At 43.9% G+C, this 25,781-nt stretch carries 21 protein-coding genes, 1 tRNA gene and 1 riboswitch; of the genes, 13 read left to right on the top strand and 9 right to left on the bottom strand.

Annotated features, from left to right (window positions below; translation table 11 throughout):
* The first annotated feature begins 19 nt into the window (after positions 1–19).
* A complete protein-coding gene (locus T426_RS0109420) occupies positions 20–1,021 on the top strand; it encodes an aldo/keto reductase (RefSeq protein ID WP_027585585.1) in 1,002 nt (333 codons plus the stop codon).
* Positions 1,022–1,134: 113 nt separating this feature from the next.
* Here T426_RS0109420 and T426_RS0109415 read toward each other — a convergent pair whose 3' ends face one another.
* Entirely contained in the window at positions 1,135–1,869 is a 735-nt protein-coding gene (locus T426_RS0109415; protein ID WP_027585584.1) for a DUF6261 family protein, read from the bottom strand.
* A 722-nt stretch (positions 1,870–2,591) separates the two neighbouring features.
* Between T426_RS0109415 and T426_RS0109405 the strand changes: the two genes are divergently transcribed.
* The 4 genes from T426_RS0109405 to T426_RS0109390 all read left to right on the top strand — a co-directional run bounded on the left by T426_RS0109405 (position 2,592) and on the right by T426_RS0109390 (position 7,950).
* Complete coding sequence (locus T426_RS0109405) at positions 2,592–5,843, top strand: type ISP restriction/modification enzyme (RefSeq protein ID WP_027585583.1); 3,252 nt, start codon at positions 2,592–2,594, stop codon at positions 5,841–5,843.
* Between the two features lie 115 nt (positions 5,844–5,958).
* A complete protein-coding gene (locus T426_RS0109400; protein ID WP_025866040.1) occupies positions 5,959–6,669 on the top strand; it encodes a DUF1003 domain-containing protein in 711 nt (236 codons plus the stop codon).
* A 62-nt stretch (positions 6,670–6,731) separates the two neighbouring features.
* Positions 6,732–7,274, top strand: coding sequence for a hypothetical protein (locus T426_RS0109395; protein ID WP_025866039.1), 543 nt, complete (start codon positions 6,732–6,734; stop codon positions 7,272–7,274).
* A gap of 115 nt (positions 7,275–7,389) precedes the next feature.
* Entirely contained in the window at positions 7,390–7,950 is a 561-nt protein-coding gene (locus T426_RS0109390) for a hypothetical protein (RefSeq protein WP_025866038.1), read from the top strand.
* Between the two features lie 106 nt (positions 7,951–8,056).
* Here T426_RS0109390 and T426_RS0109385 read toward each other — a convergent pair whose 3' ends face one another.
* Positions 8,057–9,919, bottom strand: a complete 1,863-nt coding sequence (locus tag T426_RS0109385; RefSeq protein ID WP_025866037.1) for an Nramp family divalent metal transporter — start codon at positions 9,917–9,919, stop codon at positions 8,057–8,059.
* A gap of 113 nt (positions 9,920–10,032) precedes the next feature.
* On the opposite strand from T426_RS0109385, the gene T426_RS0109380 reads away from it, so the two are divergent.
* The 5 genes from T426_RS0109380 to T426_RS0109360 all read left to right on the top strand — a co-directional run bounded on the left by T426_RS0109380 (position 10,033) and on the right by T426_RS0109360 (position 15,872).
* Entirely contained in the window at positions 10,033–10,695 is a 663-nt protein-coding gene (locus T426_RS0109380; protein WP_025866036.1) for a metal-dependent transcriptional regulator, read from the top strand.
* 487 nt (positions 10,696–11,182) lie between these two features.
* Positions 11,183–11,890 carry a GntR family transcriptional regulator gene (locus tag T426_RS0109375; RefSeq protein ID WP_025866035.1) on the top strand — a complete coding sequence of 236 codons (708 nt, stop codon included), beginning with the start codon at positions 11,183–11,185 and terminating at the stop codon, positions 11,888–11,890.
* 33 nt (positions 11,891–11,923) lie between these two features.
* The gene (locus T426_RS0109370) at positions 11,924–13,759 is read left to right on the top strand and encodes a hypothetical protein (RefSeq protein ID WP_027585582.1); all 1,836 of its coding nucleotides are present in this window, start codon (positions 11,924–11,926) and stop codon (positions 13,757–13,759) included.
* A 30-nt stretch (positions 13,760–13,789) separates the two neighbouring features.
* Positions 13,790–14,509, top strand: a complete 720-nt coding sequence (gene deoC / locus T426_RS0109365; protein WP_025866033.1) for a deoxyribose-phosphate aldolase — start codon at positions 13,790–13,792, stop codon at positions 14,507–14,509.
* A gap of 160 nt (positions 14,510–14,669) precedes the next feature.
* Positions 14,670–15,872, top strand: coding sequence for a hexokinase family protein (locus T426_RS0109360; protein ID WP_025866032.1), 1,203 nt, complete (start codon positions 14,670–14,672; stop codon positions 15,870–15,872).
* Between the two features lie 98 nt (positions 15,873–15,970).
* Here the strand turns inward: T426_RS0109360 and T426_RS0109355 are convergent.
* Together T426_RS0109355 and T426_RS0109350 are read right to left on the bottom strand one after the other, a co-directional pair.
* Positions 15,971–16,044: transfer RNA gene (locus tag T426_RS0109355), tRNA-Pro, on the bottom strand.
* A gap of 196 nt (positions 16,045–16,240) precedes the next feature.
* A complete protein-coding gene (locus T426_RS0109350) occupies positions 16,241–16,882 on the bottom strand; it encodes a uracil-DNA glycosylase family protein (RefSeq protein WP_025866031.1) in 642 nt (213 codons plus the stop codon).
* Positions 16,883–17,100: 218 nt separating this feature from the next.
* On the opposite strand from T426_RS0109350, the gene T426_RS23250 reads away from it, so the two are divergent.
* The gene (locus T426_RS23250; RefSeq protein ID WP_051568966.1) at positions 17,101–18,618 is read left to right on the top strand and encodes a TolB family protein; all 1,518 of its coding nucleotides are present in this window, start codon (positions 17,101–17,103) and stop codon (positions 18,616–18,618) included.
* A 73-nt stretch (positions 18,619–18,691) separates the two neighbouring features.
* Positions 18,692–19,786, top strand: coding sequence for a hypothetical protein (locus T426_RS0109340; protein ID WP_027585581.1), 1,095 nt, complete (start codon positions 18,692–18,694; stop codon positions 19,784–19,786).
* 9 nt (positions 19,787–19,795) lie between these two features.
* On the opposite strand, the gene T426_RS25530 is transcribed toward T426_RS0109340, so the two are convergent.
* From T426_RS25530 to T426_RS0109320, 5 genes are all read right to left on the bottom strand, one after another.
* Positions 19,796–19,984, bottom strand: a complete 189-nt coding sequence (locus T426_RS25530; RefSeq protein WP_081782554.1) for a PLDc N-terminal domain-containing protein — start codon at positions 19,982–19,984, stop codon at positions 19,796–19,798.
* A gap of 116 nt (positions 19,985–20,100) precedes the next feature.
* Positions 20,101–20,634: a hypothetical protein gene (locus tag T426_RS0109335; protein WP_025866297.1), complete on the bottom strand. Its 534-nt coding sequence runs from the start codon at positions 20,632–20,634 to the stop codon at positions 20,101–20,103.
* A gap of 90 nt (positions 20,635–20,724) precedes the next feature.
* Positions 20,725–21,240 carry a nitroreductase family protein gene (locus T426_RS0109330; protein ID WP_025866298.1) on the bottom strand — a complete coding sequence of 172 codons (516 nt, stop codon included), beginning with the start codon at positions 21,238–21,240 and terminating at the stop codon, positions 20,725–20,727.
* A gap of 56 nt (positions 21,241–21,296) precedes the next feature.
* The gene (locus T426_RS0109325; protein WP_036985403.1) at positions 21,297–21,980 is read right to left on the bottom strand and encodes a PrsW family glutamic-type intramembrane protease; all 684 of its coding nucleotides are present in this window, start codon (positions 21,978–21,980) and stop codon (positions 21,297–21,299) included.
* A 97-nt stretch (positions 21,981–22,077) separates the two neighbouring features.
* A complete protein-coding gene (locus T426_RS0109320; RefSeq protein ID WP_025866299.1) occupies positions 22,078–23,700 on the bottom strand; it encodes a beta-N-acetylhexosaminidase in 1,623 nt (540 codons plus the stop codon).
* A 320-nt stretch (positions 23,701–24,020) separates the two neighbouring features.
* Positions 24,021–24,106: riboswitch (SAM riboswitch) on the top strand.
* Between the two features lie 226 nt (positions 24,107–24,332).
* Here T426_RS0109320 and T426_RS0109310 point away from each other — a divergent pair.
* Positions 24,333–25,721 (top strand): aspartate kinase, encoded by a 1,389-nt coding sequence (locus tag T426_RS0109310; RefSeq protein WP_027585579.1) that lies wholly within the window; start codon positions 24,333–24,335, stop codon positions 25,719–25,721.
* Positions 25,722–25,781: the final 60 nt, after the last annotated feature.

Here is a 25,781-nt window from a genome sequence, read left to right as displayed (position 1 = left end):
TCCACAAAAATATATATACATGAAATACCGGAAATTAGGAAAAACAGAAGAGGAACTCTCAGCCGTCGGATTGGGCTGTATGGGCATGAGCTTTGCTTACGGGCCTGCTAACGAACAAGAGAGTATGGCTACATTGGAGAAAGCCCTGGAACTGGGCGTCAATTTCCTCGATACAGCCGATGTATACGGAAATGGAGCCAACGAGGAACTTCTATCCAAAATCTTAAAACAGAATCGGGACAAAATCTTTCTGGCGACCAAATTTGGTTTCCGTTTCCCGGAAGGAACCGGGCACGTGCCGAATGCCAACGGAGCGTACATCGATTGCTCGCCGAAATGGATCAAACAGGCAGTAGAGAAAAGCCTGAAGCGACTGGGTATCGACGCCATCGATTTGTATTATGCCCATCGGATCGATCCGAGTATTCCTGTTGAAGACACAGTAGGGGCTATGGCCGATTTGGTGAAAGAAGGGAAAGTACGTTACCTCGGACTCAGTGAGGCCTCGGCCGAGTCCATTCGTCGGGCCAATGCAGTGCATCCTATCCAGGCGTTGCAAAGCGAGTATTCGCTGCTCACCCGCGATGTGGAAAAGGAAATATTACCCGTTATCCGGGAATTGGGCATCTCGCTGATTCCGTTCTCGCCGCTGGCACGTGGATTGATGACCAACAAGCTGGATGTTTCCGGCCTGACCGATACCGATTTCCGGAAATCGTTACCGCGCTATAGCGGAAAGCACTGGGACAACAACCTGAAATTGGCGTCAGCTTTCGCTGAATTTGCCGGTGAGAAAGGTTGCACACCCGCTCAACTGGCGCTCGCATGGGTATTGGCTCAGGGCGACGATGTGATTCCTATTCCGGGAACGAAACGCATGAAATACCTCGAAGAGAATGTTGGCGCTGCCGACGTAGAACTCTCTGCTGCCGATTTGAAAGCCATCGAAGTCCTGCTGAAACAATATCCCGATATTGGCGAGCGGTACAGCAAAAAGATGGCCGATCAGGCGTCGAAGTAACGTATAACCTCATAATAGGAAGAAAGCCGCAGCGAAATCCTCGCTGCGGCTTTTGTCTACCCTAAAATCAAACTTATGGCTAATGATGGACAAAACAATTCAACTGAATGAACCTATTCTACTACGGTTTCGTCTTTTTGACTGCGACCGCTGCGAATGGCCAGGGTATTCTGATAGTATTTGATTTTCTCGTTCAACTCGTTTACAAACGTTTCCACGCCATCGGCAGCTATTTCCAGCGTGATAGCTGCGTTAATGCGGTCGACGATTTTGTCGTACAGCGGGTCCAGTTGTTGACGTACTGATTTGACATTACCGTTGGGCCGGCCGGCCATTTCACTATTACGCAGATCGAAAGTCGTGGCAAATTCATCATTTTGAGTCTTCAATGCCTCCACCCAACTTGTCAGCCCGGTTTGGGCTACATGGGGCGCGTACGTTTCACCCTGCAAATCCTTCACCAGACTTTTCACGGCGGCGGTTTCCTCGTTGTAGGGAAGTTCGCGCACGTTTCCGTGCTGGTTCATCAGCCGTTCCAGTAAGGCAGCACTTTCCGCTTCCTCATCGATTGGGCTTGTCAAGGTCGATTTGATGCGGAAGTTAATGGCGCTCCAGGTATTATCGCGGCGAATATCCAGCAGACTCATTTTTTTCGATAGGCTGCTGCCATCTTCAACCCCGATGGCTATAGCCTCGTTACTTAGCACTACAGTAAAAGCGGGAAACTGGTTAACCACGCCTAAGGTTTCGGGAGTGGTCGCCGTAATCATCTTGCTAAAGTCAGACATGAACTGGTAGTGTTCGTTGTTACGCAGGGGGCGCAACGTAAAATCAATAATTTGTTCCATAATTTTTGGTCTTGGTGATAAAATAAGATAGAAGTTACGGCTATCCGTTTTATAAGGCAACAGGAAAAAACATGTTTATGATCATAAAATCAGTAATAAAAGAGCAAACAGAAACCGAATAGCAATTTCATGGTGTTAATTTATACATAATCTAAATAATATCAGATTAAGCGGAGCTATCATCCTCGAATAAGGACGTCCGTGAGCAATCCGGCTTCACGCATGGGAGGCATGAAAAAAAGCCTACGTATTTTAGTGCCCCGGAGCCATGGCATGGGAGAACGCGTACGGTTTTTGGTCCCCCGGAGTCAGGGCATGAGAAAACGCCCGCTGTTTTTCGTCCCCTGGAGCCAGGACATGAGAGAACGCACACGGTTTTTGCTGCCCACGTGTAAGGGCACGTGAAAACGCACACGGTTTTTTAGCACCCGAATACCGCGTAGCGGTTCCAGTATGGTAGAAAACAGCCCGGAAATGGATGAATCTTCCTCGTAGGGGATGGACGATATTTACTGCCAGGGCTACCATCGAAAAGAGGAAAACAGGCCAACCGGATAGGTTATTCCCACCGATGATGGATAAAAAGTGTAGGGGAGTGGAATATATTGTAAAATGAATTAGCTATTTTCGGTGATGGTTAAAAAACAGAGGCAAACAGCTACACTGAACTATTGATTGAACTGAATTATGATGATCCAACGAAAGCCAAAAAGATTCATTAAATGACCATCGAGCAATATATTGATACCGTTAGTAAACGATACCAGTCGGGTATATCCAGTGAACATAGCTATCGGGGCGACCTCGAAAATCTGATTCGCAGTTTAACCTCCGAAGTGGAGATTACCAACGAACCATCGCGGGTGACCGATTGTGGTAACCCCGATTATGTGATTACCCGGGGCAAGATACCAGTAGGTTACATCGAAGCGAAGGACCTGGGAAAGGACCTGAACAGTAAATCGTATAAAGAGCAGTTTACCCGATATAGAAAGGCACTCGATAACCTGATTATTACCGACTATTTGTGGTTCCGGTTTTTCCGGCACGGTGAATTGGTGCATGAAATCAGGATAGGAGAGATAAGCGATGGTGTTGTACAGCCATTGTCCGGTAATTTTCGTGAATTTGAATCGCTCGTAGCTGATTTTTGCACGTACATTGGGCAATCCATCTGGTCACCCAAGAAGCTGGCCGGATTGATGGCCGCCAAGGCCCGGCTGCTGGAAAATATTTTGGAACGGGCGCTCACTTCGGATGAAGAGACGCATGAAAATACCGCTTTAAAAGAGCAATACGAGGCATTCAAACAAATTCTGATTCACGACCTCACGCCCAAAGCCTTTGCCGATATCTATTCGCAAACGCTGGCTTACGGGATGTTTGCCGCCCGCTTACACGACCCCACAGAGGAAAATTTCAGCCGGCAGGAGGCAGCGGAACTAATTCCCAAAACCAATCCGTTCCTGCGGAAATTGTTCAACCACGTGGCAGGCCCCGATATCGATGAGCGCATTCGTCGCACGGTGGACAACCTCGCCGAGGTATTCCGGGCCACCAAAGTGGAACGGTTAAAGGCAAACTTTGGGAAAGCCACCCAAACGCACGATCCCATTATCCATTTTTACGAAACCTTTCTGGCTGAATACGACCCGAAGTTGCGCAAATCGCGGGGCGTTTGGTATACCCCGCAGCCGGTGGTCAACTTCATCGTGCGGGCGGTCGACGATATTTTAAAAACGGAATTTGGTTTACCCGAAGGGCTGGCTGACACCTCGAAAACCAGGATTAAGATAAAGGATGTGGCCAAGGCAACCGCCGACCGGCGTTCCAAGGTGAAACAAATTGAGCGGGAAGTGGAAGTACACAAAGTACAGATACTCGACCCGGCTACGGGAACCGGAACCTTTTTGGCTGAAGTGGTGAAACACATCCATAGCCAATATTTTGAGCATGTGCAGGGAGCCTGGAGCCAGTACGTGGAAAATGATTTGGTGCCGCGCCTCAATGGGTTCGAATTGCTGATGGCATCGTATTCCATGGCCCACCTGAAACTGGATATGCTGTTACGTGAAACCGGTTACGAACCGCAAAAAGAGCAGCGCTTTAACGTGTACCTCACCAACTCGCTGGAAGAACACCATCCCGATACCGGCACCCTGTTTGCCAGCTGGCTCAGTTCGGAGGCCAACGAAGCCAACCACATCAAACGCGATACCCCGGTGATGGTGGTCATGGGGAATCCTCCCTATAGTGGCGAAAGTGCCAACAAAGGGAAATGGATCATGAGGCTCATGGAGGATTACAAGAAGGAGCCGGGGGGTAAGCAAAAGCTGCAGGAGCGCAACCCCAAATGGTTGAACGACGATTATGTGAAGTTTATTCGGTACGGGCAGCATTTCATTGAGAAAAATGGGGAAGGAGTATTAGCTTACATCAATCCGCACGGTTTTTTGGATAATCCCACCTTTAGGGGAATGCGATGGAACCTGTTAAAGACTTTCGATAAGATTTATACCATCGATTTGCATGGCAATAGTAACAAAAAAGAGACTTGTCCCGACGGTTCTCCAGATGTCAATGTATTTGATATTAAGCAAGGTGTTTCTGTCAATTTATTTGTTAAGACAGGCAATAAAAAATTAAATGAACTCGGTCGGGTCTTTCATCGCGATGTCTTTGGAAGTAGAGAATTAAAGTATAATTTTCTTCAGACCAATAGCATAAAGACTGTTGCTTTCGAAGAACTACCAATTAGAGAAAAGATGTTTTACATGGTGCAAAAAGACTTTGATATAGAAGGTCTTTACCAGAAAGGTTTCAAAATTAACGAGCTTTTTATTACAAATAATGTTGGTATTGTAACATCCAGAGACTCATTTATAATAGATGCTGATACGATGACTTTATCAAACAGAATTAATGAATTTTTGGTGCTGTCAAAAGAGGAGATTAAGAGTAAATATGGATTGAAAGAGAATAGCAATTGGAAAATTAATGAAGTTAAGAGAAAGATATCTCGATTAAATCAAAATTTAATATCAAGAATTACCTATAAACCTTTTGATAATAGATACATATATTACGACCCTGTGTTTATTGAAAGGAGTAGATTTGATATTATGCAACATCTTTTAAATAAGGAAAATGTAGCACTGGTTGCATCACGACAATGCACTGATGAATGGAAGTATATTTATTGTACAAAATATATAAACGACTTTAATCTAACCGGAACTGCTGGTCGTTTTGGTTCTGGTAGTACTTTCCCTCTATATATTTATAATAATATATCACAAAAAACAATTGATAAGGAGCAGCGAAAACCAAACTTTGATATCAATATTATCAATTCTATCTGTAAAAAAATTGATTTAGATTTTACTTTCGAAAAAGAACCGGAAGGCAATGTTTGCATGGCGAACAGCCCGGAGGTACGGAATGATTACAGAACCACGTTTGCACCCATCGATTTGCTCGATTACATCTACGCCGTATTGCATTCACCTACCTACCGAGCAAAGTACAAGGAATTTTTGAAGATTGATTTTCCGCGGGTGCCGTATCCCAAAGATGCCGAAACCTTTTGGCAATTGGTGGAACTGGGCGGCGAGTTACGGCAGATTCATTTAATGGAATCGCCACGGGTGAACGAATACATCACCAGCTACCCGGAAGCCGGCGATAATGTCGTTACACGGAAAATTACCAAAACCAGTCCGGGCTTCGAGTTAACTGACGAAGAAAACCAATTGGGCAGGGTTTGGATCAACGACCGGCAATATTTCGACAGTGTGCCGTTAGTTGCCTGGGAGTTTTACATTGGCGGTTATCAGCCGGCGCAAAAATGGCTGAAAGACCGCAACGGCCGGATGTTGAGTTTGGAAGATATCCACCATTACCAGAAAATCATTGTGGCGCTGATGGAAACGGATCGCTTAATGAAAGCCATCGATGCGATTAAAATCGAATAACAAAGTGGTATGATGAAACTATTCGGTCAAAGTATAGTATCATTATCTTCTCCTTCAATTAATCTGCACCCGGGGGGGCTGGAACGATTATGATTAACTTAATACATTCAATTTGATGAAGACATTTCATAGTGATATATCAGGAAAAGAATTTCCGGTTGCCGAAAGGATTACAGGTAATTCAATCAGGCTATCGTTGATGAACCTCATACAAATGGATCATCCGGAATTTACACCGGATAAAAGTTTATCCGTTAGCGAACTGAACACCTACCGTGAAAAATACATTTCGGAATATTTGGTAAAGCAGGTTGGCGAACTGACCGAACTGGAGAAAACGGTCATGACTTCGCTGACAGACAGGACAACGCTGTCGGATAAAATTGATGATGATGAGGAGCAAGTTTATACGTTTGGACAACGAATTGCCGACAAGGTAGCCACCTTTGGCGGCAGTTGGACCTTTATCATCACGTTTGGTGTTATTTTGTTTTTTTGGATTCTCCTAAACGTTTATTGGCTCGGAAATAAGGGCTTTGATCCGTATCCCTTTATCTTATTGAATTTAATCTTATCCTGTTTGGCTGCTCTGCAGGCTCCGGTTATCATGATGAGTCAGAACCGGCAGGAGGAAAAAGACCGTGACAGGGCCAGGAAGGATTATATGATTAATCTGAAATCGGAATTGGAAATCAGAACGCTGCATGAAAAAATGGACCACTTAATGATTCATCAGCAACAGGAGTTGCTGGAAATTCAAAAAGTTCAGATTGAGATGATGAACGATATTATGGAACGCATTGATAAAAACAGGAGTAACCGATAGATTTTAGTATTTAAGGTCGGTTGTCCGAGAATATAGTATGATATAGTAAATTGATTAGCACGATGAAATCTTTCCGCAAAATCATCATCATTACCTTTTTTATATACTGGGGCGGGTACATCGGTGTAATGTATCTTTTCAGCCTGTTTGGACATAAAACATTCAATGAATCAACGGTCTGGGTTGGGTTTATATCGGCTGTTTTTTTCGAGGTGATTTACTGGGGCTTGCTTTGGTACACCTTCAAGCCTAAAATCAGGTACATTGAGGCGGAGTCCGATGCAGAACCGGAGTTTCGGGATACCCAAACACAGGAGGTTTCGGTGCCGGATGTTGAGTTCAGTGTAACGCGTTTGCGCGAAATTTTACCGCCACACGTGCATGTGACGTATATGGACGAAGAAGCGGGAGTAATGAAGTTCCGGACACCTTATAACCGTAAGGCCTGGGGAATCCTGACCCATATAGCCTGGCAGCAGGAGAGTGGAACGGTTATGTTGTCGAGTTTTCCTTTGTCGGTATACACAAAGACTGCCACGCGGAAAGCGAAGGAGCAAAACGAGGCCGTGGCACAATTGATTCATGCCCTGGGCGAAGATGTGTAATGCCTCTGGTGGAAAATACCGCGTAGTGGTTGCCGTATTGTAGAAGGAAATGTTCAAGGAAATGAAATATTCCCCGTAGGGGATGACCAATAACTAAGCAGAGCTAACGAACCAAATGAAACCGTACGTAAAACTGATTGTTATCTATTTCTTCCTGCTGCTGGGGATGTTTCTCCTGCTGCGCCTGCTGGCCATCTGGCTGCTCAACCGGCCAATGGACGCACCTGTGCTGGTCACCGGGATTGTTTGGATTATCCTGTTCAGTTTGATTTACTGGGGAGTCCTTATCCGGGAATTTAAGCCGCGGTTGGATTACATTCAGAAGCCCGGTTCGGAACCACCGGGCTTTAAAGTAACGGTTACTAAAGAGCTGGAGGTTCCTTATCAAGCTCTCTCTTTTCAAAAACTTCATGACGAACTGGCCCGGCGATATGAAGTAATCTATATGAATGAAGAGCAGCAGATTATTAAACTTCGCGATCGCTTTACCCTTTCTTCGTGGGGAGCCTGTACTTATCTTCATTACGATAAGGAGCAGAGTAAAATCGTGGTGGCCAGTTATCCCATGTCGAGCCGAACAATGAAGCAGGGGAGTGCCGGAAAGAGGCAGAATGAAGCTATAGCCGAAATAGTACAACAAACGACAGTTCTGTCGAAAGAGAATGCCATGGCGTAAAGAAGCCCAACGTTAATACGTATGCTAACCAACCATATACACTGCGACCAAATCGTTTGTCAGTCAGGGGCGATGGGAAGTTTGGCAAATATATTTTAAAGTCGGCTTAGGTAACGATTAGTAACGGAATCTGAATACTATGTCGTAGAGAATCAACGGTGGTACCATACACCATGTCTTTGACTCTCTTGTGGCCATGTGAACCTACCACCAGAAAATCGATGTCATTTTTGGCTATTAATTTACTGATTTCCGACGCCGGGTCACCAAACCCGATTTGTGAATCGGCGCTGTAACCAAGTTCTTCCAGGCTCTTCTGGTAGGCTTCCAGGTTGGCGGCATCCAGCTGCGTTTCATAATCCATCGACTTATCGCCATGGTAACGGGCCGCAGCACTTTCTACTACGTGAATGAGCGTGTACGAAGCTGATTTGCCTCCCTGCGACAATGCATTTTGAATAATTTTCTGCTCGTTGCCGGAGAAATCGATGGCAATGCCGATGTGTTTGTATTTTACAGGTTCATTCAATTGGAAGGCTTCGGCTTTACCGTGTGGCCATTGTTTTTTCTTTTTCTTGGAAGAAGTGAAGAACGGATACACAAAAATGAATGCCAACAACACAAGAGCTGCTATGGCTATCGGCACAACCAGGGTATAAATGTAAATCCGGTTGTCGCCGGCTGATTTAACCCAGGACGTGATTTCATCGACAACCAACTTAATGTTCAGGTAAACAATCACAGCTGCACTTAGCCAGGCCAGAATTTTCACCCACAACTTAATCGTGAATTCTTTCATCACTTTCCTGTCGGAATTGAAATGAATGAGCGGAATGACGGCAAATCCCAATTGAAGACTCAACACCACCTGACTCAATACCAAAAGGCTTCCCAAAGCACCGTCGCCAAAATATATGATAGTGAAAAGTGCCGGAATAATGGCGAGCAACCGGGTGATTAACCTTCTCAACCAGGGCTGAATTCGAAGATTGAGGTGTCCTTCCATTACGATCTGACCAGCCAAAGTACCGGTAATCGTAGAACTCTGTCCGGCAGCGATTAATGCGATAGCAAAAAATGTTGGAGCCGCTTTTCCGAACAATTTTTCAAGGAGTTTGGAGGCGTCTTGTATTTCAGCCACATGGAAATAACCGTTGACATAAAAGGCAGCAGCTGCCAAAATCAGAATAGTGGCATTTACCAGAAAGGCTAGGTTCAAGGCGATGGTTGAATCGAAGAAATTGAACCTAATCGCCGCTTTCAGCCCTTTGGAGGAACGGTCGATTTTTCGGGTTTGTACCAATGATGAGTGCAAATACAGATTGTGCGGCATCACGGTTGCTCCGATAATACCAATAGCGATGTATAGAGCGTTGCCACTCAGATTGGAAGGAACAAAACCTTTTATCACATCACCGTACACGGGCGAGACGATAACCATTTCAGCGAAAAATGAAAGCCCGATAATGAAAACGAGCGATACAATGAAAGCTTCCATGGTTCGCATACCCTTATTCATCAGAAAGAGCAATAGCACGGTATCCAGGGCTGTCAGACTGACGCCCCAGATAAGTGGCAGTCCAAAGAGCAGATTAAGACCAATGGCCATCCCGATAATCTCAGCCAGGTCGCAGGCTGCAATGGCAATTTCGGCCAATATATACAGCGGAATGTTGGCCCATTTTGGGTACGCATTTTTCGAAGCCTGTGCCAAATCCATTCCCCTGACAATTCCCAGCCGGGCGCTAAGCGATTGCAAAAGGAGGGCTATTAAGTTCGACATCAGCAGCACCCAAATCAGTTTGTAGCCAAATTCCGAACCTCCGGCAATATCGGTAGCCCAGTTTCCCGGGTCCATATATCCCACGCTAACCAGGTAAGCAGGCCCGATAAACGCTAATATTTTTCTCCAACCTTTCTTGTCGGTTTTGACAGTTGAATGTACTTCACTTAACGATTCTGTCTTCATATATTATGTCGTTATATTCTCAATAATTCGAGAGACAAAAGTATGGAGTTAGAGTATTCTAACAAAATTATTTTGATCTTTTTCTTACTTTTGTTGTCAATCACTGAAGAACTATGGCCTCAGTAACTGAAGAAAATTATCTGAAAGCACTATTCATACTCGTTTCGGAACGAGGAATGGCAACGATCTCTGACCTGAGTAGTTTACTAAAAGTAAGCCTTCCCACCGCGAACAGTATGATCAAAAACCTGAAAAAGCAGGATTTGGTCAATTACGAGAAATACAAGCCACTTTCATTAACCGAAAAGGGAAAGAGAGAAGCTGCATTGGTTTTGCGCAAACATCGTCTTACCGAAATGTTTTTGGTTACCCAAATGGGATTTGGTTGGGAAGTCGTTCACGAGATTGCCGAACAAATAGAGCATATCGACTCGTCAATATTTTTTGAGCGGATGGATGAATTGATGGGACATCCAACGATTGATCCGCATGGTTCACCTATTCCTGATAAAGACGGCCGGATTGCTGAAGAAGTTTATGAGCAGTTGAGTAGTTGTAAGGTCGGTGACAAAGTCCGGTTAATAGCGCTGGCTCATTCAGCGGCCGATTTTTTAAAGTATCTAAATAACCGGGATCTCCAACTCGGCGTTGAGATGAAAGTTATTTCAGTTGAGCCATTTGACGGGAGTATGGTGGTCAGTTATTCAAATCATTCGTCAGAGACCCTAACTCATCCGGTTTGTGAAAGGTTACGGGTAGAACTTTTGGAACATTGATAGATTAGGGGCGGATTAGGTAAAAAGGAGGAATCGATAAAACTGACGACTCGTCTTTGCATGCATTTCCTGTACAAATTGCACATGCTGCAAATATTTTGTTTTTTATTATCTCCATCATTTCTGCGTAGCCTTTCATTTCACAGTAGTTGTCAAGCCAGCCATTAGCTTTATTTCCTCTTGCCTTTTAAACTTAGGTTCAGTCCTTCCATGCAGCTTCTTTTGGAAACCATACTAAATTATTTTCCCACTGGACGATTGTTTCGTTGTTACTTCCTGGTTATCATATGTATTTAATAGATTTTAATGCATAGACAACCTTTTCATTAAGAGTGGGTGATACACTATTAACTACCGTGATATTGGATAATGAGCCATCGGATTGCCCCCAATGAACCGAATAGTTACAAAGCTATGTGAAAAGATTGTTCCTTTTTGACTTGTACGTACAAGTCAAAAGCCTTAGTTTTATAAAAATTTCATTTCAATGAAAGAAAAGAGATACAAGCAAGTTCAGGATTTCCTCAAGCTTCAGATTCAGAAAGGATATTATGATGTTGGCGATTATTTACCATCGGAAAATGAGCTTTGCTCTACCTTCAGTATTACCCGAACAACTGTCAGAAAGGCTTTGGATGAGCTTACCAGGGAAGGATTTATTGAGCGTCATCATGGAAAGGGGAGTATCGTTCGTGAAAGGAGGAAATCGCTTGGATTATTAAATGTGAAAGGTTTCTCGGAAGCTGTAGGTGAAGATGTCAGCACGATTTTTTTACAGGGTCCCCACTCTGATTTTTGGAGTCCTGAAATACATTTTAAAATCAGTGAAAAAGAACTCAGTCAGCCGTGTATTCATTTTTCCCGTTTAAGATGTGTAGGCGAAGTTCCGGTAATGATCGAACACAACTGGATGAACGGCACATGTCTTAAAGAGTTCTCAGATATCGATTTTGTCAACGGTTCGTTTTTTAAAACGCTTAGCCAACATTACCATATCGAGATTGTGGGTTCAGAGCAAGAACTTCGAGCGGAGAATGCCCATAAAGATTCGGCCGATTTATTAAAAGTACCACTCGGTTCGCCCATTCTACACATATCGGTAAAATTTCACACCAGTAACAGTAACTTTAATATATACAGTGAATTGTATTGTAACACGAATAACTACCCTGTTGGAAATAGTTATTACCTGTAACCGGTCTTTTTCGACATAAAAACCAACCAGACTATGAAAAAAAATGCTTCTCTTTCACGCAGAACTTTCTTCAAAACAGCAACACTTGCATCAGGAGCTGTATTGGGAGCGCCTCTAGTTACAGCATGTTCTGAGCCAGATGCCCAGAGAGACTCAGATGATCGGGCTTTGGGATTTGCGGACCCGGAATTTCACCAGGCAGGTGTTGCCGGTATACTCTTTTCTCAAATCGGATACGAAATCGGATATCCTGTCCGGATTATTGCCCGACTTCCTAAAAAAGATCTGTTTCACGAAAAAGCAATTTGTAAGCTGAATCCGGTATCTGATGAAAAAAAGTATCAAATGGGATTCAACTATTGGGGCGAAAAATGGGGAAGTCATTGGTGGATCGCGGATTTCCAGGCAATTGAGGAAACAGGTGAGTGGGATATTGAGGTTTCAGCAGATAATGAACGGATTTTTAGGGACAAGGGGTTACGGGTTGGCAAAGATATATTTTGGGACAGCACCATCGAGTTGTCGTCGGTAGATATGCTTGAGCGACGGACTCATTTCACAAAAGTGGGCGCCGGTTGGCAGGATGCTGGTACGTTATGGGTTGAAAGTCCTGCTCAAAGTGCAATGATCATAGCTCTTGCTGAATTGCTGGAACATACCTCCGGACGGTTTGATAAAGCCTTTTTGCAAAGGATACATAAGCAAATTATGGTGGGATGCGACTATTTGGTGATGACACAGGAAAAGGCATACGAACTCGGCTTTCCTGAAGGAGCGATGTCACACGACCTGCTGGGACACGAAAAGGATGTTTTGCCCAATGACGCAACAAAAGCAGTAGTGGCCCTTGAAAAGGCAATACGACTTCTACCGGATGAGTATCAGGGAAAAAGGACAACCTATAAGATAACATCACAAAAAACATTTAAGTGGCTGAACACAAAAGCGAAACCAATGGGTGATTATGGATTTAGCCGATTTCTCAGAGGATTGTCTGAAACAGATCCGGTACCAAACGATGAGTGGCAAACCCGCGATTTAGTGATGTTGTGCTGGGCGAGTATTGAGCATTGGAAGAACTCAAATGAGAAAGCGAAAGAAATGGCCATCGATTTGGCAAATAAAATTATGGCCCGGCAAATTCCAAAAGAACAAAGTGAAGATGGATATTTTGGGCACTTTAAAGAGTTTAATAGTGTCTCATATAGCGAAAAGTCGTTTATCCAGGGTATTGTTCTCGGGCAGTTTGGTGCTGATATCGGTGGATTTTACCCGAACTATCTGATGCCGATAATCGAAATGCTCAAACTATGGCCGGATGAAGCTGACGCGCCGAAATGGAAAAATTGTCTGCAGCAATTTAGCTATGGATACCTGATACCATCATGTGAAAACAATCCTTTTTTACTTGTGCCCCAGGGAATTTTCGGAAAGGAAGGCCCGGTTTGGTTTTGCGGGACTTTTCATGGCACCAACGCTATTTATGGCTACACGGCAGCTTTGGCTCTTGAATTATCGCGGCTGTTTAATGAGCCCAAACTTAAAAATATTGCCTATGGAAACCTGCAATGGCTCGTCGGGCTGAATGGAGGAATAACACGGGAAAACCTCCGCGAGGGGTGTGTAATCTTTAGCACTGATGTGCCTGAAAATATTGCGTTGCCTGCAAGTATGATGTGTGGAGTTGGAAGCAGGTGGGCAGGCACGTGGTTTCAAACCAGAGGAATAATTTGCAATGGGTTCTCAACCGGGAAACAATTTATTTACGATACCGAACCTAAAAGAGCAAATGACGGTCCTTTCTCCCTCACCGATGAGGACTGGATTCCACACAGTGCCGGCTGGTTAACCGGATTAATGAGACTTTAGGAAATAATTAAAAACATAAAAGCAATAAAAATGAGCAAAGTACACGAATTAGCAAAAATGATCGACCATTCCATTCTTCATCCCACACTGACTGATGAAGATTTGAAAAGAGAATGTGAAGTAGCCAAAAAGTATGATGTTGCTTCGGTATGCGTAAAGCCGTATATGGTTTCATCGGCGGTAGCACTGCTGAAAGATACAAACGTGTTGGTGGGCTGCGTTATTGGCTTTCCCGCAGGAAACTCAAAAATAGCGGTGAAAGTTTTTGAAGCAGAAACAGCTTGCCACGACGGAGCAGTAGAAATTGATATGGTAATCAATATTGGAAAAGCATTGCAGGGCGACTGGGAATACATCGAAGAAGAAGTTGGTGCTGTTACAAAGGCCTGTCATAAAAACGGCGCTATTGTAAAAGTAATTTTTGAAACAGACTACGTAGCCAAAGAGGCTGATCTCATTAAATTATGCGAGATCTGTACAAAAGTTGGTGCTGACTATGTGAAGACTTCAACAGGGTTTGGCTTTGCTAAAGGCGATGATGGGAAATATTCCTATGAAGGAGCGACCATTCCAAATCTTGAACTAATGAAAAAGAACGTAGGTCCCCACGTAAAAGTGAAAGCTGCTGGAGGAGTTCGTACGCTAGATGGTCTGCTGGCTGTTAAAAAGGCAGGATGCACCCGCTGCGGTGCTACAGCAACCAAAACCATTATTGAAGAAGCGATTGAGAGATTCGGGGATCACGGCTAATTAAAACTGACATCCCGGAAGAAAGCTTAAAAAAGGCGTTTACAATCCGTACCCAGAGCAATGCGTCTTAGTTCTGGAGAACTTTAAATATAATTTTTGCAGATACCAGTATGTGAAATAAAACACCATTTAAAATTGGAACTTTATAAATCAGCAAACCATGATTGAGGAAATTAATTTGTCAAACAGTCAACTGCTAAGCATTGCCAATGACTTTAAGGAAAAAATAAAAACCGGTTTAAAGACCGACAGTACCGAAATAAAGGCACTGCCTACCTATATTCATCCAAAGAAGAACGAATTAAAAGGGGAAGCGGTTGTATTTGACCTTGGAGGAACAAATTTCAGAGCCGCAGTCGTTTCGGTAGGGAATGATATTGTAATTAAGGAGATGGTCGAAAAGGATATTACAGAAATGAAAATTTCAGGGTATTCTCAAACCGATTTGTATCAGTCGCAATTAGAGATCATTCGTAAACTGAATATTCCTAAAGGCCTTCCGGTAGGCTATTGCTTTTCTTACCCGGCTAAATCGCTCTTTAATGGAGATGCTGAACTAATTAAATGGGTAAAAGGAGTGAGTATTGAAGATATGGAAGGTCATGCAGTTGGCAAACCTTTGATTGATTATTTGAATGAAAACAGTGATTTTGATTTCAGGGAAATCACGGTAGTAAATGATACGATTGCCAGTCTTTTCTCAGGATTGATGAATACCGGTTTTGATGCATATGTTGGTTTAATTGTCGGAACCGGTACAAACATGTCCACATTCTATCCTTCGGAAAATATCCCCAAACTGAATGAACTAAAAAAATGGATCGGTGAAACGCCGGTGAACCTGGAATCCGGTAATTTCTTTCCCCCACATTTATCAAAATTTGATGCTGTAGTAGATCAAAATTCAAACAGCCTGGGAGCGCAACGATTTGAAAAAGCTGTTTCCGGAATGTACCTCGGAAGTGTTTTCAGGGAAGCTGTTTCTGATAAAAATTCTTACAGAAACCTGGACGCTGCCGGGTTGACAAATATGATCAAAAACCCGGCTGATCATAAAAAAGAGCATATTGAACTTGCATACCGCATTTATGAACGATCAGCCAAATTAGTTGCTGCTTCGCTAGCAGGACTTATCGAATCGCTTCATGAAGTAAATCCGTCGATAAAACGTATCCAGATACTTGCTGAAGGAAGTTTATTCTGGAGCGAACTCAATGAAGGACAGGCGGGGTATTCGAAAATAGTTGCTGGTTGTTTAGATGAATTATTAAGCGAAATTGAACTAGGAACAAAAGAAGTAGTTTTTTCAAAGGTGTCAAATGCGAACCTTATCGGAGCAGCAATTGCCGCGCTTTCAAAATAGCAAGTGCTGCAATGATGAATTTATCGGAAAATGTGCGAAGAGAAACCGGTAATAAAAGAAAAAGACGAAATGGAAAAAATCCAAATCGTCTTATCTTGTCGGGGTGGCCGGATTTGAACCGACGACCTCGTCGTCCCGAACGACGCGCGCTACCGGGCTGCGCTACACCCCGAACTTTTTGTCAGGCGACTCATATCGTTTGACGGCTGCAAATGTAAGGGATTTTCGGTTTTTAGCAATAGCTTTTCCTGAAAAAAATGCGCGTTCTATCGCACTACATTGATAATGGAAGAAATAGGAAACATAAAATTTTTTCTTCCCAATATTTGGTGCTGAAGAAATCGATTGTAAAGGGAAACTTAAAAGCTTCAACTAAACTTTTCGCGGTAGTAATTTACTTTGAAATCCTGTAGAGGAGTGGGAGAGCCGGCATACTTGTGTTGATTGTCCTTCCATATTTTGGTTTGCGCCCAGGCGCGATTGGCTGCTCCGGAAGGAGAGTAGAGGATAGTTAGTTTCACAGGTCTTCCAAAAACTTTAGGTTCAAGCACTAATTCCCTGTTTCGTCGGATTTCAGGGGTAATTTGCCGTCCAAGTATATTGACATAAAACAACTTAAATGAATTGTTCTTCTGGAAACCACTGGTGAAAAAGATTTCACGAATGTTGGATTGGCGAATTTGCTCCAGTAATTCGTGGTTCAAACGAGTAGGAATCAAATCCTGGTCTGAAGCGGAGTTATTTGTTCTGATACATTCCCGAATGGTATCACTTACTCCAATCCGGTGTTTCCTCAAAAAGTGAAGGATGGAATCGAGCGTTAATTCCTGTCCAAACTCTTCCGGAAAGGCCTGCTGAAGAATTTTCCATAAACTAAGGCGGTTTCCATAAAAGAAAGGCAACTTAAATTGCGAAGCATCGTGAGGGTGGATGGTGCCCACAATCAATTTCTCGGCTTTTAGGGAAACGGGATACTTATCAAGGTATAAATGTCGGGTTATTCTTTCCATTGCATATTTTAGTGGCTTCGAACTGGTGCAGTAAATTAATTAAAATCCGGCAAACAGAGCTATACTGTATCGAGGACATTTATTGTGCGCATCCTTTCGGAATTAGTGGAATTATGCTTAATATTGGAAGACCTCCAACAGGCAATTTTTCATATTACTTGCTAAATGGTAATTGAAGATTCTGGCTAAATGACTAATAAATCTAAAATAACAAACTGATGAAACTATTTATGTTTTTGATTCCCATCATTGCTCTTTTTTCCTGTTCAACACCTCCGGCGAATGTAGCCGATATTGGTGTGTTTAACGAAGCCACTGACATTGGTCAGGTAAAAATAAAAGGGAGCACGGTTTATCATCCGGAAACGCAGACCTATACCTTAACAGGAAGTGGTACCAATATTTGGGGAACCAGCGATGAATTTCAGTTTGCCCGCAAAAAACTGGGTGGTGATTTTATCATGACCTGCATGGCTCATTTCGAAGGTGAGGGTGTTGATCCCCATCGCAAAATGGGGTTGATGTTTCGTAGCGATTTGACCGGCGGTTCGGTATATGCCGACGCAGCCATTCACGGTGACGGACTGACCTCTTTGCAATATCGCCCGGAAGCTGGAGCAGAAACGAAAGAAGTAAAAGCGGAACTGTCAGCTCCGGATGTAATTCAGTTGGAGCGTCAGGGGGATACCATCATTATGCGGGCAGCCAAATTCGGTGATCCATTGCAGGAAACCGGCCGTATTACTTTGCAATTGCCCGATACGGTATATGCCGGTTTATTTGTCGGTTCACACAATCCGGACGTATCGGAAACTGCTGTTTTTGAGAATTTCCGTATCGATGTTCCGGCACCGGAGGGAGTAAGCGGTTATCAGAACCCGTCGCCAAGCCGGTTGGAATTACTGGACGTAGAGACCGGCCACCGGAAAGTGATTTATGCAACCAATACGCATATCGAAGCACCTAACTGGTCGCCTGATGGCAAATTCCTTCTTTATAACTCAGATGGCAAAATCATCAAATTTCCGTTGGATACGATTAATCCACAGGTCGTGAATACCGGAGTGGCGCAGAGTTGCAATAACGACCATGGTATTTCATTCGATGGAACTATGCTGGCCGTTTCCAGTCAAACCAATTTAGGCGACGGTAAGTCGGGGTCTATCGTTTATACCATCCCGATTGAAGGCGGAGACGCTTTCCGGGTAACCGATAATGCACCTTCGTACTGGCATGGCTGGTCGCCTGATGGAAAAACGTTGGTGTATTGCGCCGAACGAAATGGCAATTACGACGTATACAGTATTCCGGCAACTGGCGGAAAAGAAATCCGTTTGACAACCGCGGAAGGACTGGATGACGGACCAGAATATTCACCGGATGGTAAGTATATTTACTTCAATTCGGTTCGCTCGGGTTTGATGAAAATTTGGCGCATGAAACCCGATGGAAGCGACCAGGAGCAAGTGAGTTTTGGACCATATAACGATTGGTTTGCACACATTTCGCCTAATGGCAAACGAATGGTATATGTTTCCTATCCACCTACCGTTGCACCGGGTAATCATCCACACAACAAACGGGTCATGATTCAGATGCAGGACACGGATAGCAAGGAATCGAAAGTGATTGCTTACCTTTATGGCGGACAAGGTACGATGAATGTTCCTTCGTGGAGCCCTGACGGAAAACAGGTCGCTTTTGTTTCATTTACTTACGGCGATCCGGAAGAATAGCCTTAGCGATATCGTTAAATAAAGTACCCTGTCTGTGAATTAACCCGGACAGGGTATTTTTTGTAAGAAGCCCATGAAACAGCAACGTTTTTTTTCATTAGCCATTCTTGGTTTATTATTGATTCTTTGTCCTTTTAGTAGTGCCGCTCAATCATCTGATGAAGTTAATGCGCTACTTGATGTGAGTGCACGTCATTTCCTTCCGGGACAAGTTATCAAGGTGGATGTACAATTGAATAATCACACATCGCGATTGATAAAGAGCCGGACAAGGTTGCAGGTTGTGAATCAGGGGGGGCTGGAAAGTTGGAGTACGTTACTCAGGATACCATTGAAAGCCAATCAGTCCTTCCGTATCCCGATGATGGTAAAAGCTCCTGAAGTAGACGGGAAATATATTTTACGGGCAAGTGCAGATGAAAACGGAGCTAAATTGAGCGATGACATTCCGTTTGATGTTTTTCAACCGGAGAAGTCGAAGAAGTTGTCGAAAATCATGGTCTATGTTCCCGATTACGAACCCGCGTTAAAAAAGTTTGTAGAGGAGTGGAAGATCAATGCGCCATCATTTAGCTGGGGGCAATGTATGCTTTGTTCGTACCGTACCTGGCAGCGCCTTCAAAACGGAGATACCGATGTCCGCGCTGAAGTTGAGCGGGCTCTGCGTCGCAATATGTCGGTTATTTTTCTTGATTTTGGACCGGCAAAGATGCCGGATATCGATCAGACTGAAATAGATCTTCCCTTCCGGATTTCCACCTATTTTTCCGGCAAGGCAAATCCGGAAAAAGCATTTTCGATAGTATCAAAAGATCAGGAACTGAATTATCATTTACAAAATATGGAGAGCGGGAACTGGAATGGTTTTGATGCAGTTACAGTTCCTCCTGTCCGGATGAATGTGAAGGTAAAAGGTGGCTCAAAAAAGAACATTGTTCAAGCCGGGAAAAATCCATACCGGTTTCCGGTTGTCTCAATTTCTATCGGGAAAGGGCGTGGTAAGGTTATTCTTTCGCAATTACTAACCGACGGACGTTTACTCAAGCCAGACGGGAAAACACCGACAAAAAAAGATGGATTACAATATGATCCATTGACAGTTCAATTGGTGCTAAACCTCATTTCCATGTCGGTCGACAATAGTTTGCTTCAAGGGGCTAGCAATTAGGCTACACATTCAATACATAGAATCATTCTTCCTGAAAAGGAAATAGATAAACGTGCCTATCGGGAAAAGAAAGAGAATGACGATGGCCCAAAATACACGGGTGTTGTAGCGGGACGTTCGGGAAAGCAAATCACGGATGGCTGAAATGGTTAAAGTCAGGAAGAACAGAAGGAGTAATATGGTAACAGTCGTAGTCATTTCATCCCATTAACTTTAACTGTAGCCATAACAAGCAACACTAGGTAAGGTTTGCTTTTTCGGGCGCATTATCTGCTCGTCTATGTTATTTGTTTTCAGTCTTATTAAACCGAATATTAGTTCCTTTGCGGAGGCTTGCTCAACAGAATATAAACTTGTAGTCGCGCAGCCGGTATGATGTTTTTCCCCGCTGAAAAAGGAACGGCTGTACCGATATCCAGCGTTAAGCCAGCCGAATTGCTAAAAGGAAATATCCGTCCAATGGTAATTAAGCCGGAAAAGGTGTCGTCACTGCCTCCAACTTCATGGTAATAATTAAGCCCTTGCCGGGTGAACCAGGCGTGTCGTAAACTTAACCTGCTAATGGCTCCAAAGGAATAATTATGGTCCAGCGTTAGCGAACGCATATTTAGTTCGAAGTCGCGAAACCATCCGGAAGAATTGTGAGAAGAGGAATGGATAAAACCATAATAGACGCCGAACTCTGAGCGGGGAGAGGTCTGTAATTTCAGTCCCGCGTGATACAATTCTGGGACACCCAAACCGCCGACTACTGATAGCTTTGGCACAAACTGAGCATTGGCAGCTAACGTGAGTGTAAGCATAAAACAGAAGCTGAAAATCCGTTTAATGGTTTGACGCAGCCACATGTTAGTTCTATGGGTTGGTTTCCTATATTCAAGTTACAACCCAATTGTTGTCAGTGCAAGCTGACCGTATTTTCTTTTCAGTGAAAAGAACTAAAATTTGTTCCAGTGGATGATTTCGGAAGCTTTTTTCCGCTTTTTTGCAGGAATAGCTTGTTCTTCCGGGTATCCTAACGGGATTAAAGCAATGGGCTCTAAATGACTAGGTAGTTTAAAAAACTCAGCACATTGCGATACGTGGAAATTGCAAACCCAGCAGGTTCCCAGTCCCAATTCTGTCGCAGCCAATGTAATGTGGTCAACCGCAATAGCCACATCAATATCGGTATGATCTTTCCCGTCTTCTTTGCGGTGCCAGCCCTGATGATGGTCGCCTAATACGACAATTACTGCCGGCGCGGTGCGAAACCAATCTCGGTGGTAAACCGGATAAAACTCCTCCAAAACATCTTTCTCCGTTAATACGATAAAATGCCAGGGTTGAAAGTTAACAGCTGATGGAGCCAAGCGGGCAGCTTCCAGAATCGATTCCAGTTTCTCGTGTTCAACAGGTTTAGCAGAAAAATTTCGTACAGAGTGACGTTGTTGTACAAGGTCTATAAATTGCATATCGAATGGATTTTAGGCGTGATGTGAACAAATATACAAAGAAAACTTTCCGTCGGCTATTCTGGTTCATGTTGTACTATGTTATCGGCATCTGCCAGCAATTTCATCCGGCGATGTACCCGGAATACCATGTAGAAAATAAACGGAATGAAAAGAGCCAGAAGAATCTGATTACCTGACATCAGAATGAAGTCATACATTCCGTGAAAAATAAAGGGAATCAGGAAAGCATATCCCAGAAATATTTTCCGGGCTTCGGGATAAAATTTAGCCATACTGAGATGAAATCCCATTAATGCACCAAACATGGCATGTGCCGGAACGGCGGTAAGTGCTCTGGTTAATCCGACCGACAGACCATTCGTGCTGGTGAATACGTACAACAGGTTTTCGACCAGCGCAAAACCCATGGAGACGAATACGGCATAAACAATTCCATCGAACCGCTGATTGAACTCACGGCTGTGCCAAACCAATATGAAAGAGGCAAGAAACTTGAAGCCTTCTTCCGTAGCTCCGGCTACGACAAATGCCTGGTAAAATGTGTTCCAGTAGCCGGTGAAGAGAGGCCCAAACATCATGAGTACTCCCTCTACCAATGTTACCGGTAGTACGCTGATAATACCGAACATAAGTCCCTTTGCCAACAAATAGAAAGGCTCTTTTTCATATTTATCTCGCGAATAAATATAAAAGAGGATGATAATTACCGGGGCAATTGCCAGGAGCATCAGATGCATGGTCGCGGTTAAGTTTTGTATTGAACACGGGAAAATACGGATAAATGAAAAAAGGATGACAATATTGCCATCCTTTTCTTTTATGATAATTCAATTTCTATTGAAATTCCACTTTACAGTAATTGATACCATAGGCATCGTAGCGTTTCACTTCATCCTGCATCCGATTCATAAAATCGTCGTAATTGCGGCTTCCCTTGGGCGACCAAACTACCTCAGCTAATGCCGCAATGCGCGGGAATACCATGTATTCGACACGTTCGGGAGTTGCCATGTATTCGGTCCAAACATTTCCCTGAGCGCCCAGAATATATTTCCCCTCTTCTGCAGACAACTCTTTGGGAATCGGTTCGTATCCGTAAACCTCTTTGAGCGGAGTAAACCCGCCTATCGCCAGAGGTTGTGTCTTGGGATCGGCTTGGTAATGGTCGAAATAACAATAATTGCCTGGTGTCATCACAGCATCGTGATGTGCCTGTGCAGCCGCGATACCGCCTTCTTCGCCGCGCCATGACATGACAGTCGCATTAGGAGCCAATCCACCTTCTAGAATTTCGTCCCAGCCAATCATTTTCTTGCCATGTGCATTCAGGAATTTTTCGATCCGTTGCACGAAATAACTTTGTAGTTCATGTTCGTTTTTCAATCCTTCTTTTTTCATGCGGGCCTGGCAGTAAGGGCATTTTTCCCACTGGGTTTTCGGACATTCATCGCCTCCAATGTGAAAATATTCGCCCGGAAACAGCGGCATCACCTCGGAAATAACATCTTCAAGGAATTGGAACGTTTCTTCTTTACCCGCACAATAAACATCGTCGAAAACGCCCCAAGTTGTTGCTACTTCATAAGGACCACCGGTACATCCCAATTCGGGATATGATGCCAACGCTGCTAAAGCATGTCCGGGAAGTTCGATTTCCGGAACGACTGTTACATAACGGGCTTTGGCGTATGCAACAACATCTTTGATCTCGTCCTGCGTATAAAATCCACCGTAAGGTTTTCCATCGTATTCTTTTGACTCATGAGCATGCCCTATGATTGTCTCTTTCCTTTTAGAACCTATTTCGGTCAGTTTTGGGTATTTCTTGATTTCAATACGCCAACCCTGATCCTCGGTGAGGTGCCAATGGAACACGTTCATTTTGTTCATGGCAATGTAATCGATGTACTTTTTTACGAAATCGACCGGCATAAAATGACGTCCCACGTCGAGGTGCATACCACGCCAGCCGAATCGGGGAGTATCTTCGATTTCAACGGCGGGAAATACAGCTTCCGATAGTTGTTGACGAGACGGGGGCAGTAGCTGAATCAAGGTTTGAACACCGTAAAACAAACCATTTGGTGCAGAGGCTTTCAGTACAATTTGTTTTGGCGTTACAGATAGATTGTAAGCTTCTTTCCCAAGGTTGAGACTTTTGTCGAGACCGATAAATATGGCCTTTTTTTGTGGTGAGTCAGCTACATCGACAGAAGCATTCAGACCATAAAAATCAGACAAGTGAGCCGTAAGAAAACCAGCAATTTGTTTCAGTTCCGGGTTATCTTCGTTTACCAGAACGGGTGTTTTTTTATTCAGGACAAACACGCCATCTGTGTTCACAACTTTGGCCGGTTCCGGAACAATTTTCACTTCAGGCCGCGTGTATTGCTTGTTTGAGCATCCAACAACTGCAGCTAGAATAACCAGCATAAAGAATCCTTTTTTAAGTTTCATGTGTTTGTTGTTTAGTTTCCAGTTTTAAATAAAGTGGGATATCATTCGGAAATTAATACAAGGTAGGTATTTCGGAAGAATGCAAAGCGAGCATTTCATGGTTGTCAGGTTTTGAGTTAGCGGCGAGTTAAAACTACAAAGAAGATCTTTTATGTCATAATGTGAACGGCTGGTTTCTCTAAAATATTGGAAGTAATATTAACCTGATTTTAAAAAATAGGAATTTGTCCGATTTTTATGTTGAGATGTTTGCATTTTTGAAATCATGTCCATATGTTTGTCAACACATCATGCATATTCTTGGGCAAAGAAGATGTTTGATATTATGAAGAAGAGTGGAGAGATTAGGCTCTGTGAAGCTCTGGCAACCGGAAACATCCATGGTGCCAAAACCTAATCATAATAAACAGCAAAACAATGAAAAAAGAACAAATCATTACACCAAAATTTACTGCCGAGGTAACCATTTACACCTCGGGATTGATGACTGCTTCTTCTATGATGCCCACCATGACTATGTCCATGCGATAGCCTTCAGGCATATCCGTGCTTGGAGGCATTTCCGACCGGTCCGTTCCGGACCACCCATCATCTGAAACAACTTATTTTCTTACATCTTATTAGGGATTATTATGCCGAAGATTGTCGTAAAATTCGGCGGCTCGAACCTAAAAAGCAAGAGTGACGTGCGCCGCGTGGTAAACGTTATCAAGAACTATGATGAACCTCTTGTGGTTGTTGTGTCCGCCTTCTATGGAGTTACCAACTACCTGATTGAATCGCTGGAGAAAGCCCGCCAAAATGAAAAAGTGGCCGGTGAAGTAGGCCGTTATCTTTATCAACTGAAGAAAGAGGCGCTGGAAGAGCATCCAATCGCAAGCGAATTGCTGGAGCGGGTAGAAACCGACATCCGGAACCTGCTTGATGAATTGGAGAATTACCTGCAGGGAATCGCCCTGACAGGTGATGCATCCCCCGCATTAGAGGATTTAATCCTGGCATTTGGGGAGCGTTTGTCGGCCGTATTCCTGCAAGGCGTGCTCGAGGGGTACGGTTTGGATGCTCAATATGCCTCACCCGAGGAAATTGGGTTGGTTACCGATGGCGAATTCGGTAGTGCATCCATTGATTTTCAGAAAGCAACAACTCCGGTGAGAGAAGCTCTTTCGGGGAATCGAATTTATGTTGTTCCGGGGTTTTACGGAGTATCAGATGAGGGAAAAGTAACCTTACTGGGCCGCGGAGGAAGTGATTATTCTGCTGCAGCTCTTGCCCGTTGCATCGGAGCCTCGTCGTTGGATATCTGGAAAGATGTAGATGGCTTTTTAAGCGCCGATCCGAAGCTTGTTGATGGGCCCGTACGGATTGAGCGACTGGCATATGCAGAAGCAGCAGAGTTGGCCTATTTTGGTGCAAAAATACTGCACCCTCGCACGGTTGAACCATTGGTCGACCCACACATCCCCATTCGGGTATTCAACATTTATGGCGACATGGATGTAGAAAAGCCGCTATCCATCGTGAATTCTGACCAAACCATTCGCGAGGGTGTGGTGAAGAGTGTTACCTACAGCGATGATTTTGGTGTGCTGAAACTGAAAGGTCCCGGTGTAGGGCTAAAACCAGGAATTCTGGCCCGTGTAACAACAGCACTGCATTTGGCCGGAATCAATATTAGCTCTGTTATTACATCTCAAATTTCCATCAACATACTTTTAGCCAAAAAGGATTTGCGCAACGCTTATGCGGTGGTCAGTGCCGAAGAGCTACCCGCTGTCAGCGAGTTGTTGGTGATCGAAAAAATTTCGGTCATCGCGGCAGTAGGCGATGGTTTGATCGACAACTACGGAATCGCTGCGCGGATTTTTTCATCGATGGCGAGCAAAGGAATTAACGTAGTGATGAGTTGTTCGGGGGCGTCACCGGTCGTCAGCTATTTTCTCGTCAACTGCGACGACCGTTCCAAAGCTGTAAGAGCAGTTCACCAGGAGTTTTTTGAACCAAAATCTATTCAGGTATAAAATCATTCCCAGGCGGGGAAAATGACACAGAGCGGTGTTCTGTGTCACATAAAACAGTAA

The organism is Prolixibacter bellariivorans ATCC BAA-1284 (assembly GCF_000621705.1).
GTDB classification, from domain to species: Bacteria; Bacteroidota; Bacteroidia; order Bacteroidales; family Prolixibacteraceae; genus Prolixibacter; species Prolixibacter bellariivorans.
Note: the sequence above shows the minus strand (reverse complement) of the source record. Positions and strands in the feature narration are given on the sequence as shown.